General features: G+C 60.7%; 12 protein-coding genes and 1 tRNA gene. 2 read left to right on the top strand and 11 right to left on the bottom strand.

What is annotated here, in order from left to right:
- Positions 1-70 precede the first annotated feature (70 nt).
- A complete protein-coding gene (gene gabD, locus FIV38_RS06275) occupies positions 71-1,513 on the bottom strand; it encodes an NADP-dependent succinate-semialdehyde dehydrogenase (RefSeq protein WP_029298877.1) in 1,443 nt (480 codons plus the stop codon).
- Positions 1,514-1,882: 369 nt separating this feature from the next.
- On the opposite strand from gabD, the gene FIV38_RS06270 reads away from it, so the two are divergent.
- Positions 1,883-1,959, top strand: a tRNA-Arg gene (locus FIV38_RS06270).
- 169 nt (positions 1,960-2,128) lie between these two features.
- Positions 2,129-3,190, top strand: a complete 1,062-nt coding sequence (locus tag FIV38_RS06265; RefSeq protein ID WP_092232649.1) for a terpene synthase family protein — start codon at positions 2,129-2,131, stop codon at positions 3,188-3,190.
- A gap of 82 nt (positions 3,191-3,272) precedes the next feature.
- Here the strand turns inward: FIV38_RS06265 and FIV38_RS06260 are convergent, their stop codons facing one another.
- From FIV38_RS06260 to FIV38_RS06215, 10 genes are all read right to left on the bottom strand, one after another.
- A complete protein-coding gene (locus FIV38_RS06260) occupies positions 3,273-3,851 on the bottom strand; it encodes a hypothetical protein (protein WP_092232646.1) in 579 nt (192 codons plus the stop codon).
- The gene (locus FIV38_RS06255) at positions 3,848-4,420 is read right to left on the bottom strand and encodes an RNA polymerase sigma factor (protein WP_092232643.1); all 573 of its coding nucleotides are present in this window, start codon (positions 4,418-4,420) and stop codon (positions 3,848-3,850) included. The genes FIV38_RS06260 and FIV38_RS06255 overlap by 4 nt, the downstream gene beginning before the upstream one ends.
- A 395-nt stretch (positions 4,421-4,815) precedes the next feature.
- Positions 4,816-6,447, bottom strand: a complete 1,632-nt coding sequence (locus FIV38_RS06250; RefSeq protein ID WP_092232638.1) for a vWA domain-containing protein — start codon at positions 6,445-6,447, stop codon at positions 4,816-4,818.
- Between the two features lie 262 nt (positions 6,448-6,709).
- Positions 6,710-7,360 carry a DUF799 domain-containing protein gene (locus tag FIV38_RS06245; protein ID WP_029298845.1) on the bottom strand — a complete coding sequence of 217 codons (651 nt, stop codon included), beginning with the start codon at positions 7,358-7,360 and terminating at the stop codon, positions 6,710-6,712.
- Entirely contained in the window at positions 7,357-7,716 is a 360-nt protein-coding gene (locus tag FIV38_RS06240; protein ID WP_029298843.1) for a DUF4810 domain-containing protein, read from the bottom strand. The genes FIV38_RS06245 and FIV38_RS06240 overlap by 4 nt, the downstream gene beginning before the upstream one ends.
- A gap of 28 nt (positions 7,717-7,744) precedes the next feature.
- The gene (locus FIV38_RS06235) at positions 7,745-8,425 is read right to left on the bottom strand and encodes a CsgG/HfaB family protein (RefSeq protein WP_092232635.1); all 681 of its coding nucleotides are present in this window, start codon (positions 8,423-8,425) and stop codon (positions 7,745-7,747) included.
- Positions 8,426-8,464: 39 nt separating this feature from the next.
- A complete protein-coding gene (locus tag FIV38_RS06230) occupies positions 8,465-9,046 on the bottom strand; it encodes a hypothetical protein (RefSeq protein ID WP_029298840.1) in 582 nt (193 codons plus the stop codon).
- 185 nt (positions 9,047-9,231) lie between these two features.
- Positions 9,232-11,802, bottom strand: coding sequence for an autotransporter family protein (locus FIV38_RS06225; protein WP_092232632.1), 2,571 nt, complete (start codon positions 11,800-11,802; stop codon positions 9,232-9,234).
- 61 nt (positions 11,803-11,863) lie between these two features.
- Positions 11,864-12,430: a hypothetical protein gene (locus FIV38_RS06220; RefSeq protein WP_092232629.1), complete on the bottom strand. Its 567-nt coding sequence runs from the start codon at positions 12,428-12,430 to the stop codon at positions 11,864-11,866.
- A 46-nt stretch (positions 12,431-12,476) separates the two neighbouring features.
- Positions 12,477-12,758: a hypothetical protein gene (locus tag FIV38_RS06215; RefSeq protein ID WP_092232625.1), complete on the bottom strand. Its 282-nt coding sequence runs from the start codon at positions 12,756-12,758 to the stop codon at positions 12,477-12,479.

The following is a 12,758-nucleotide window of genomic DNA, read 5'->3' as shown; positions in this document are numbered from 1 at the left end:
AATAACAGTGTGAAACACGCAAAGGGACAGCGCTCTCGTGCCCTTTGCGTTTGCAGCGATACCTTGCCGGTTAGATGCCCAGGCAGAGGTATTTGATTTCCAGGTAATCCTCGATCCCGTACTTGGAACCTTCACGGCCCAGGCCCGAAGCCTTGATCCCGCCGAACGGTGCCACTTCGTTGGAGATCAGCCCGGTGTTGACGCCGACCATACCGTATTCCAGGGCCTCGGCCACACGGAACACACGACCCAGGTCGCGGGCATAGAAGTAGGACGCCAGGCCGAACTCGGTGTCGTTGGACATGGCGATCACTTCGGCTTCGTCTTTGAAGCGGAACAGCGGCGCCAGCGGGCCGAAGGTTTCTTCCTTGGCCACAGCGGCGTTTTTCGGCACGTTGGTGAGGATGGTCGGCTCGAAGAAGTTGCCTTCCATGACCTTACCGCCAGCCAGCAACGTCGCGCCTTTGCTCAAGGCATCGGCGATGTGTTCCTGGACCTTGGCCACGGCTTTTTCGTCGATCAGGGGACCGGTGGTGGTGCCGTCTTCCAGACCGTTGCCGATCTTCAACTTAGCCACGGCCGCTTTCAGTTTTTCAGCGAACGCGTCATACACCGAGTCCTGGATATACAGGCGGTTGGCGCATACACAGGTCTGACCGTTGTTACGGTACTTGGAGATGATCGCGCCTTCGACGGCCTTATCCAGGTCGGCGTCGTCGAACACGATGAACGGCGCGTTGCCGCCCAGCTCCAGGGAAACTTTCTTGATGTCCTTGGCGCATTCGGCCATCAACTGGCGACCGATTTCAGTCGAGCCGGTGAAGGACAATTTACGCACGATAGGGTTGCTGGTTAGCTCGCTGCCGATATCGCCAGCGCTGCCGGAAACCACACTGAACACGCCGTTGGGGATGCCGGCACGCTGGGCCAGTTCGGCCAGGGCAAACGCCGAGAACGGGGTTTGCGACGCTGGCTTGAGGACCATGGTGCAACCGGCGGCCAGGGCCGGGCCGGCTTTACGGGTGATCATCGCGGCCGGGAAGTTCCACGGCGTGATGGCGGCGGTGACACCGATCGGCTGCTTGATCACGATCAGCCGCTTGTCCGGCTGATGGCCAGGGATCACGTCACCGTAGACACGCTTGGCCTCTTCGGCGAACCACTCGATGAACGAAGCGGCGTAGACGATTTCACCCTTGGCTTCGGCCAGCGGCTTGCCCTGCTCCAGGGTCATCAGGCGCGCCAGGTCATCCTGGTTCTCGATGATCAGCTCGAACCAGCGACGCAGCTTGTTCGCCCGGTCCTTGGCGGTCAGTGCGCGCCAGGCCGGCAAGGCCTTGTCGGCGGCTTCGATGGCACGACGGGTTTCGGCGGCGCCCATCTTCGGCACGGTGCCCAGGATCTCGCCAGTCGCGGGGTTGTTGACCTTGATCGTTTGACCGTTGTCCGCATCGACCCAAGCGCCATCAATAAAGGCTTGCTGGCGGAACAACTGGGTGTCTTTAAGCTGCATGTCGGCTTTCCTTAACAGCACCGCGCGCGCGCGGGGCAAATTAGAGTTGTTGAAAGGCGCCTCGAAGGCTGCCGTCAGGGAAATCAGTCACTGGGCGCAAGCTGAAACATCGCGCACGGGAGACAGAGCGTTTGAAATCTCAAACGAATCCTAGGATCAATGGGGGGGCAGGGCAATAGTCTGTTCGAAAAAAAGAACGAAAACGGCGCATTAGCCGGATTATTCTGACAAGCGTACGACAGCCCGATTCAACGCCAACGACGCACACCGCCCGGTACAGAGCCTCCCTACTCCAGAATCCCACCGCCAGACGGCCAAAAACCAGCATGGACGCCCAAGGTCGACATGGGTATGATGGCGCCCGCACAAGCATCCGTAGCTCAGCTGGATAGAGTACTGCCCTCCGAAGGCAGGGGTCGTGGGTTCGAATCCCGCCGGGTGCACCATCTATAACGAAAAAGCCCCAGGTGGAAAGACCTGGGGCTTTTTTGTGGGTGCTGTCCCCGCCGTTCGTCTCTTCCGGGCCCGCACGCGCTCGCGATAACCACCAAACTATCCTAGATTCAAATCAGCACCACCTGATGAGCAGCTTTTTCTCTTCCAGGAGAAACTGTGATGAATATTAATCCTGCAAGTCTCACCCCCTTGCTAGAAGTCGTGGAGGTGGCAAACGTTCCAGCACACACAGGGGTGCATCAGTTGGAACTGCAATATCCTCAAGCCTGGTTCGCCCCGCGTGAACAGGTTCCGCGCGCGGAGGACATTGAGGAGCAAACGATAGACTGGATGCGTGATCTGGGACTGTTGCAAGACTCGGCACAGACAGCAGTCGTACGGGCCATGTGGCCCCGAGTCTATGGTGGCTGCTCAGGCTCGACGCTGGGGTATGACGCGGCTCTTCTCTTCACACAATATGTCACCATGTGGCTGTTGTGGGATGACGAGGTTGCCGAATCCTCGACGGGCATGAAGGCGCTGGAGCCACACGTCGACGCGATGGCCGGCGCAAAGACTGATGACGCGCCCTACGCAATCGCCTGGCGTTATATCGGAGACGGCATCGAACGTGTGGGGGGGAGCGCCTCGATCCGGTCACGCTGGGCACAAGCGATGCGTGAATATGCCGAGTATGCGGTCGAAGAAGTGAATATCCGCAACAATCCTTCCCTCGACGATCGCCCTTTCGAAGACGCGGTGTACATGCGCGCGATTACAATAGGTGTTCAGCCTACTGTTATCTATCTGGAAGCCTGTTGTGGGATCGAGCTGAACGAGTGGATAACCTCTTCAACGGAGTATCGACAGCTGACTTGGCATGCTGCTTTGCTCCTAGCGCTGCAGAACGACCTGGTAAGCCTGCCCAAGGACTCGTTGAAGAACGAAGTCAGCACCAATATCGTGCTTCGACATTGCCGAGATTTTGATCATTCGGTAATGAGTGCGTGCCGAGCGATCATAAAGATGCATGACGAAAGTATTGATGAGTTTGACCGGCTATCGCAAAAACTGCTTATGAGAACGCAAGGCCCCGCCCAAGAGAGGCTGCATACTTACTTCAACTATGTACGGTTTATGGTTACAGGTTTCGGCTTCTATCACACGCGCGCCGACCGATATCTTAACCAAGCCGCGGTCACCCAGGGAAAGCTGCTCCGGTTCACATTGACTCAACGCTGAGGCCATCAGCCCACGATAGCAGCGCTGCAAACAACTGTAAGGCTGACGAATGCTCGCCAGCCTTACGTTTGTAACCAACCCTTTAGCGCTTTCGCAATGCCTCCAAGCGCGATGGCAAATTCTCTTTTGGAAAGCGCTTGTACAACGCCAGCAGCTTTTCATCCGCCGCCTTGGTTTCCCCAGCCTCACGCAGGCTCACAATCTCCTGCAACCCTTCCTCCAATGAAGGCAACGACACCGGCGCACGCCTGCTGAGCTTGGCGCTCGATTCATCCGCCATCGAACCCATGACCTGCGCGCTCTCGGCCTTGGGTGCTGCCGCCATTCGGGCCCTGGGCGCGGGCGGGGGTGGGCTGGCGGCTTCCTGGTGCAATGCGGAGAACGTTGCTGTGGATATCTCGGGCTGCGGCACAGGCTCGCGCATCACCACGCCAATCATCAGCGCCAAACCGGCGACGGTGGCGAATGCCATCTGCCAGCGTGGTCGTTGGCAGGCTTGCAGCCAGCGTTGCCACAGGCTTGGCGCGGGCGAGGGGGCTTCGCGGCGGGCGGTGGCGAGGATGAAGGCGTCGAGGGACGCGGGCGGCTCGCCGGTGCTGTGTTGACGAAAATGCGGTAGGAGCAAGTCGTCGGGATCTGGGGTGTGTCGGGAGTCAGTCATGCGAGTATCTCCTCGGCCAGCAGGCGACGCAGTTTCTGCTGGGCGTAACGCAGGCGGCTTTTTACGGTTTCCAGCGGGGCTTTGGTGAGTGCGGCGATTTGCGGCACTTCCAGGTCGCCGTGCAGACGCAGCAGGAAGACTTCGCGCTGGTCTTCAGGCAAGGCTTGCAGGGCGGCGTCGAGGCGCGCCTGGTCGCGGCTCAGGCTCAGTTGTTGCTCGGGGCCGGCGCTGTCGTCGGGCTTGGCGTGCAGCTGTTCGTCGTAGCTGTCGTGCAGCGGGTTGTGGATGCCGTGCTTGCGCCAATGATCGATCAGGCGGTTGCGGGCAATCTGGAACAACCAGGTACGAAAACTCGCCCGGCCTTGTGGCTCGGTAGTGCTGCGGATCAGGCTGAGCCAGGTGTCCTGATAGATTTCCTCGGCCAGTTCGGCCTTGTTGCAAAGGCCCACGAGGAACCGGTAAAGGCCCTGGCGATGCCGGGCGTACAGGGTCTCGAACGCAGCAGCATCGCCGGAGCGGTAGCGGGCCAGCAGCGATTCGTCGCTGGGTGGATCGTCTGGTACGGCCATATCAGGTGGCGAACTCCTTTCGATGGATCAATGCAGATTAGCTGTGGGAGCCGGGCTTGCCCGCGATAGCGGTGGGTCAGGCGCTATTTTCGGCGCTGACCCACCGCTATCGCAGCATCGGTATCTACACAACTTTGCCGCAACGCCTAAATCCAGGCAGATAGCGCAGTTGTGGCGAGCGAGCTTGCCCCGCGCTGGGCTGCGAAGCAGCCCCAAAAAGCCCGCCGCGTTTCTTCAGATAAACCACGATGGCCGGGTTTAGGGCTGCTTCGCAGCCCAGCGCGGGGCAAGCCCGCTCGCCACAGGAAAGTTCGTCAGTTTCTGAAAGTTGTGTAGATACCTATGGCTATCGCAGGCAAGCCAGCTCTCACAGGGGATCTCTGTTGTGGGCAAGATCAGTGTTTGAGGCTCTGGGCCAGTTCCACCAGTTGTACGAATTCATTGCGCAGCCCGTAGGGATCATCGCCACGGGCCGAGCGGGCCAGGGTGGCGGTGTCTTTCAGGCTCATGGTGCCAGTGTAGCGGCCATCGCCCTTGAGCTGTTGGGCGAAGGCGGCCACGGCTGCCGCGAAGCGCAGGTCGTCGCTGGCAGCCTGCTGGGTGCTATTGATCGGGTGTTCGATCAAGCGACTGCTGCCACCCGCCGCCGGCTTGTAGCGGACCCGCAACATCGCCAGTTCTGCAGCGTTACCCTCGGCAACCGGCGCCGGGGCATAGCGCAGCGCTTCCAACCAGCCTTTGCCGCCCTTGGGTACGATTTCATACAGCGCCGTCACGGTATGCCCGGCACCGATCTCGCCCGCGTCCACCTTGTCGTTGCTGAAATCCTCACGTTTCAAGGCGCGGTTTTCATAGCCCAGCAGGCGATATTCGCTGACTTGGGCCGGGTTGAATTCCACCTGCAGTTTCACATCCCGCGCCACCACGGCCAGGGTCGAGCTGAGTTGTTCCACCAGGACCTTGCGCGCTTCGCGCAGGTTGTCGATATAGGCGTAGTTGCCATCGCCCGCGTCGGCCAGTTGTTCCATCAGGTGTTCGTTGTAGTTGCCCACGCCAAACCCCAGGGTGGTCAGGGACACCCCGGTTTTGCGCTGGTCCACGGCCATTTGCTTGAGGCTGTCGAAGTCGCTGATGCCGACGTTGAAGTCGCCGTCAGTGGCCAGCAGGATGCGGTTGATGCCCTTATCGATAAACCCTTCGCGAGCCATCTGATAGGCCAGTTCGATACCCGATGCACCCGCCGTCGAGCCGCCGGCGGTCAATTGGTCGATGGCGTTGCGGATTTTTGCCTTGTCACCCCCGGACGTAGGCTTGAGCACTACCCGCGATTCGCCGGCATACACCACCAGGGACACGCGGTCCTGAGCACGCAGTTGGTCCACCAGCAGCTTGAGGGTGCTTTTAACCAGCGGCAGGCCTTCGCGGCGGTCCATGGAACCGGACACATCCACCAGGAACACCAGGTTGGCCGGCGCCAACTCGGCCACGGCACGCTCGGATGCCTTGATGCCGATACGCAGCAGGCGCGTGTTGGGATTCCAGGGGGCGGGCGCGACTTCAGTGGTCACGCCGAACGGCGAGCCGTCGCTCGCCAGTGCGTAGTCGTAGGGGAAGTAGTTGACCATTTCCTCAAGTCGTACAGCGCCTTCAGGCGGCAGTTGACCTTGGTTGAGGAAGCGTCTGACATTGGCGTAGCTGCCCGTATCGACATCGATGCTGAAGGTAGAAACCGGGGTTTGGGCAACGCTGTGCACCGGGTTGTCCGGCAAGTGCTGATACTGCTCACGCGGCTCGGCGCGGTATTCCATGGCCACCGCGTCATGCATGGCCATCGGTGCCGGCATTGCCATTCGCTTGAGCATGGCGCCCTGAGCCTGAACGGGCTCGCTTTGCAGTTCGGGGACAGCAACCGCTTCGGGCGCCTTGGCTTCGTCACGGGACGACAACCCACACCCGGCAAGTGCCACCAGCAAGGTCACGGCAAAGCCCTGGGCAGCGGGGCGCAGGAAGAGAAGAGGACGGGACATGGGTTGAACCTCGTGAGTGAATGATGCGTTCACAAGGTCAGACGTTAGAAATGGGCGGTTCGGGTTAACTCCCGCTCAGCAAGTGGCGAGGGGGCTTGTCCCCCGCTGGGCTGCGCAGCAGCCCCTCTAAGACCCATCGAGCTTTATCAGATACACCGAGGGGCCAGGGTTGGGGCTGCTGCGCAGCCCAGCGGGGGACAAGCCCCCTCGCCACAGCAGCCCCCTGGCCACAAAAAACCTCCTCACTACAAGGAGGCTCTTATCAGTCCGAGCCGTACTTGGGCGAGCGCGGGCCGTACAGCAGGCCGGTGCGTTGCCCGGCCGACAGCAGGCGTGCGCTGGTGATGCCGGCAATCGGGTGCGCTGCGTCGGTGGAGCTGTTGATCACTTGCTTGACCGCCGCCGTGATCAGCATGCCCACCAGGCCGCCACCGTTGTTGTTGCCTTCCTCGCTGGATGCTCGCGCCGAACCGGTCCACAAGGTGGTGCCAGTACGCAGGTCGACCAGTTTGGCCGAGGCCGTCACCGAGGTGTCGCTGGTGACCAGCATGTACTTGGTGCCGTACTCGCTGACGGTGATGTACAGCGCCGCATCTGCGCCGAAGATCTCATGCAGCTTGCCCGGTGCCACGGCCTGGATATCGTTGGCGGTGGTCAGGCCGTTCTGGCGGAAGGTTTCATCCACCAGGGCAATCGGCATCACGTAGTAACCGGCTTCGGCCAACGGGTAAGTCACCTGCGATACCAGGCTGTAGGACGCCTGCACTTCAGGGGATTCGTTGATCGGTGGCAACACCAGGATCGACTTCGGCCGCGCCTGCTTGTACGCCGAGTAATCGACGGTCTTGGGCGCCGCGCAACCGCCCAGCAAAGCCAGGGCCAGCAAGGCGCCGGTGATTTTCAGCAGGCTCATTTGACGTCTCCGGCCTTGGCGTTCTTCAGCAAAAAGTCCATGTAGGCGGCCGACTCAGGGAACAGCGCCTTCTCGGTGCGAAACTGCTGCACCATCTGGTCATCCTTGCCCATGCTCAGGTACAGCATGCCCAGGTGGGCGTGGTAGCCCGGCGGGGCCTGGCGGCCACTGGCGTTGATCTTTTGCAGGTCGCGTTCCAGCGCTTCGACCTGGGCTTCCTTGGGCTCGCCCTTGAAGTACTCGTAAACCTGTGGCTGGTAGCTTTCCCATTGATACAGGGGTTTGGGTGCCGTCTGGCACCCTGCAACCAGCGCGGTTGCTGTCAGCATCAGCGCCAACTTCACTGCCTTGCTCATCCGTGTACTGCTCCTTGAAAACAACTAATCAGTTACGCGGGTTCCAGGCGCCGGCGTTGATGCCGTCCACCAGACGATTGATCGCTTCGCGCATAGCCAGGTCCAGGACCTTGCCATTGAGGGTGGAGTCGTAGCTGGCGGTGCCGCCAAAGCCCACGACTTCGCGGTTCGACAGCGCGTATTCACCGGCGCCCTGGGTGGAATACACCACTTCGGAAGTGCTGATGTTGACGATATTCAGGTTGATCTTGGCGTAGGCCACCTGGGTCTTGCCACGGCCGAGGATGCCGAACAGTTGGCGGTCGCCGGTCTCTTTGCGGCCGAACTCGGTCACATCGCCGGTCACCACGTAGTCAGCGCCCTTGAGGTTTTGCGCGGTGCCTTTGATTTTCGCTTCCTGGGAGATTTCGCCCATGTTGTCGCGGTCCAGCACGCTGAAGCGGTTGGTCTGCTGCAAGTGGGTGATCAGGATGGTCTTGGCCTGGCCACCGAGGCGGTCCACGCCATCGGAGAAGATCCCGCGCATGTAGCTGGAGCGGTTATCGAACTTGCCCACGGCAATCGGCACACGTACGCCGGAATAGGCGACGTTGGCGCTGGCGACTTTTTCGATCGGCAGTGCGCGGGAGCTTTCGGTGGCGCAACCGGCCAGGGACAGCACTGCTGTAACGGTAAGGCCGGACAGGAGGATTTTTAAGAGTGATTTCACGTGGTGCTCCTAAGTGGTAAATCGAGACCGCAGGTGACGCTAGCGCGATGGAATACCGCGCAGATCGTCAACGATAAAACGGCTAAGCGCTCCGGTGTAGAAGGTCTCTACATTAGAGTTGCCGCTGTTGGTCAGCACCCCGGCCATGGTTTTCATGTTCTGCCAGTCGCCCTTGTAACCCGCAGGCATCAGCCCTTGGCGAGCCTGGGAAAAATGCAGAACCTCGGCATCGGCTTTCTTGACCTTGACCTGATAGCTGAAATCGACACTGGCAAGGATGGTGTTGTCATCGACGATGGCCGTCATAAAACCGCCCTTCGTATCTTGAATACGCCGCGTATAGATGACGCTCACCTCCAACAAGTAGTCGGCCTTTTCCTTGCTGGCGGCGTAGCGCTTGGCCTTGAGCAAGCGGTCGACCAGATCGACACCCAATTGCTGGCGAACCTTGTCATCTGGCAGGAAGCGTTCGTTCTTGCCCACCACCTCAACGTCAAATGTATCGAGCCAATACGTGGCGCTCTTGGGAATAGTCACGGGCGCTGGAGAGATGTAGTACGCAGGCTTGGACGCACAGCCGGCCAGGAAGGACAGCGCCAGCAGTAAGGCAAAAACACGCATCTTCGAATTCATCCCTGATTAAGTGCTGCGGCATTTTACGGGGTTGAGAGCGGTTCTCAAGTTGTTTCGTCCCATCCTGTAGGAGCGAGCTTGCTCGCGAAGCACGTAAACGATAACGCTCATTTGCTGAATGAACGCGTCGCCTGGACGTTTTTCGCGAGCAAGCTCGCGCCTGCAAGGACTGTTTAGAACGCGTAGCGCGCCTTGAGCATGACGCCGTCGGCATCAAACCCGCTGCGGGCCTGGCGGGTGTAGCTGGCACCGACGCTGAACGCCGAGACCTGGTAGTTCACGCCCACGCTGGCTTCATAGCTGTCACGCGCGACCGATGCGCCGGTTACGCTGAACGTCGAGCCACCGTTCACAAAGCTGGACGTCTGCGCCACGCGATCACCCATCAGGTCGTGATAGGCCATCAAGGTCGCTTCCGGTTGCAGGGTACCGGCGCCCAGCGGCAGGTTGCCCGCCACACGCAGGCCAGCGCCAAGTTCACCGACTTCGTAACGCTGGGAACCGGTGTTCAGGGCTGCCGAAGAACCCTTCTCGTGCAGGCTGTCCATGTGCACGCTGGAGTAGCGCGCTGCCACACGTGGTTCGATCAGCACGCTGTCCGACGCCTTGAAGCTGTAGCCGCCGATCACGCTGGCCGACAACGCCTGGCTGTCGTAGCTGCCCTTGGCGGTGGTGCTGGCGATGTGGCGCTTGCTGTCGTTGTCGTTGACGCCATAGCTCAGGCTGCCATCGACAAACCAGTTTTGCAGCGACCAGTTACCGTACAGCGACAAGGCGTTGCCCTGCACTTCGGTCTTGTTGCCCTGGTCCGAATGGATGTTGGAGTTGAGGTAGCTGTACGCCACACCCACGCGGGTGTTGTCGTTCAAGCGCCCGTCCACGCCCACGGCCACGCCGCTGCTGTTGGCCGAGTAGCCGTTGTCGCCACCGCGACCGTCCTGGTCCATGTTGCTGCTCAGGGCTTGCACCCAAACACCGCCGCGTTCGCTGCCATCGCGTTGGCCGGCCAGGCGATTGAGGATCGCGCCGTTGATCACGGTCTGCCCGGACAGGGCCACGTCCAGCGCGCCACGGTTCACGTCCGGCTTGAGCTGTTCGCCAATCCGCGCCAATTGCTGGGCAGTGCCGGCGTTGGCCACGGCCTGGAACACCGCGTCGTCCTGGCTCAGTTGCCCCAGCACTTCATTTTTCAACAGGTTCACGGCGGTCACCGCCGAGGTCGTAGCGCCAACGCCGCCGAGGTCGGTTTGTACCTGCTCGTCTGGCTTCAGACCCACTACGGCCTTGACCGTCTGCGTATCGGCCGAGTAGCTGAGTACATCGAGCAACGACGAGCTGCTGGCAACCGTCAGGCCGTTGTTCTGCACGCTGCCGGCTTGCAGCAGGGTGTATTCGGTGCCGCTGGGTGCTGCGGTGAAATCGCCGGGCTTGGCGCTCAAGGTCACGTTGGAGCCCTGGGCGAAATTCGCGGCGCCGCTGACCGTCAAGTAAGGCGTGGTCGGCACGACGCTGTTGGACAGGCGCATATCAATCCCGGCACCGTTGGCCACATTCAGGTCGCCAGTGATCGCGGTACCGGCGCCAGACAGGTTCAACGAACCCGCGTTGATCGATACCGGGCTGCCAATGCGCGCGCCGGTAAAATCGGCCTGGCCGTTGATGTTCACACCCGTGACACCGAGTACGTCACCCACGATTTTGCCGCCGCTCCAGTTCAGGCTCGCCAGGTTGCCGCCGTCGATGGCGGTGCCGGAGTTGCTGCGGATTTCGCCGGCTTGCTGGTTGATCTCCAGGGGCGTCAACTGGTACTGCGGGTTGATCTTGATCGCCGTCGCATCGGCGCTGATCAGGCCACGGTTGACCAGGCCGCGCTCACCGCTCGGCGAGGTGGTGTTAAAGGTCGCGCCTTGCACGTTGAAAGCCATGGCGTTGCTGCCGTGGGCTTCGATGGTACCGGTGTTGAGCAGGTAGTCGTAGGTGCCCGCATCCAGTTGCACGGCGATCGACTGCCCGCCGTTGACGGAAACCAGGCCGCTGTTTTCGATACGCAGGGGGTTGGTATCGGTTTCGATCTCGATCCCCAGGGCCTCTTCACCGGTAACGCGAATGGTCCCGGAGTTGAGCAGCTTGCCACCGATGGTGACCGGCATGTTGTTGTGGGTATCGAGGATCAGGCCGTAGCCGTAGTAGGACGTGACATCCACCACACCGCTGTTGACCACGTCGCCCGCCACGGTGGTGCCGTTGAGGTAGATACCCTCGGCGTCGGATTCATCGCCCGAACCTGGGACTTCAACCAGGGTGATATTGCCCGAGTTGATGATGCTGCCGCCCACGTTGCTGGCGCCCACTTCAAAGCCTTCAGCCCAGATCGTGTTGCTCAGGTGGATATTGCCGGCCTGAATGATATCGCCGGTGATGTTGCTGCCGGTGGTGGTGAGCATTTGATCCAGCGCCCCATCGACGATCAGGCCACGTACGGCTTTGCCGCCGGCATCCAGGGTCAGGTTGGCGTCGTTGCGCAGCGTGCCCTGGATATCGGTCAGGGAAATATTCACGCCATCGGCACTGGGTTGGGTCGAGACGACATTGCGCGCGCCCACCAGGGTCACAGGCTCATTGAACGTCTGGGAGGCCCATACGTTCTGCCCTGTGCTGACGTCAAACTCCACCGCGCTGACTTGTGCGGCAACGGCGCTGACCATCATGGCCAACAGGGTTTTCTGGAACTGCTTGCGCTTCATTTGAAACTCCATTTACTACGACAACACCGCCAATGTGCCCGGCGGTTGTAGGGTGCATGATTCAGGACGCGGGGACGGGAATACGCTGTGCGGGGTCGGTGATGTCATACACATGCTGCTCACAGCCGGCGCCGACGATCACGAATTCCACCAGGTAAACCTTCTGTTTTTGCGGCTTGAACGCCGAGGTCATCGGGCCGCAGGCGTAGACAATTTTTTCGGCGTAGCGGTAGTAGTTCGAGTCGTACACCCGCGACTCGCCCAACACTTCAATCGTGTGCTGCGGGTCGGCCAGCACTTCCAGCTGCGGGAAGCGCTTGACCGCCGCGCTGTTGGCCACCTCGCTCATCTTGGCGATCCAGCCGAACACCTTGCCCCGGCCCGAATCCACCACCGTGCCGAGGATCTCCGGGCGCTGGTCGGCATCGCCGCCACGGCGCACGGAGAACTGCACGGGGTAGGTAAACCCGGTGGCGCGCATGATCACCTTGGCGTGCTCGGCATCGGCCACGACTGTGTTCTGCTGCAACTGCACGCCATCTTTCAAGAGGCTGGGCGACGAGTCGCGGGCATTGGAGTGGCAGCCTGCGAGGGCCAGGGCTGCGAGGATAAAAGCAACGTTCTTCATAGAGGGTTTCCATGGCAATAGAAGGGCTGGAGTTGCCCGGGGCGCGTCAAAAATTCAAAAAGAACACGACCCCATACAAAAACAGGGAAAAGCCCGCCAAGGCCGCGCGCCACTCCGGGTCGGCGTCCTTGCTCATGCCCCCTGGCGCGATGGCCACCCTGGCGCCTCGCGCATAGTTGTAGACCGCCTGGCCAAACCACAGCTGCACCAGCACCATGAGGAAAAAGCGCTTCCAGCTACCATCAAACCGTAGAAAGCCATTGAGCAGCGCAGCCAGGAGTAAGACCAGGCCAATGCCATGCCGATACTTGTATAAATTTGCGATCAT

This window comes from Pseudomonas proteolytica, from assembly GCF_007858275.1.
Classification (GTDB): Bacteria; Pseudomonadota; Gammaproteobacteria; order Pseudomonadales; family Pseudomonadaceae; genus Aquipseudomonas; species Aquipseudomonas proteolytica.
Note: the sequence above shows the minus strand (reverse complement) of the source record. Positions and strands in the feature narration are given on the sequence as shown.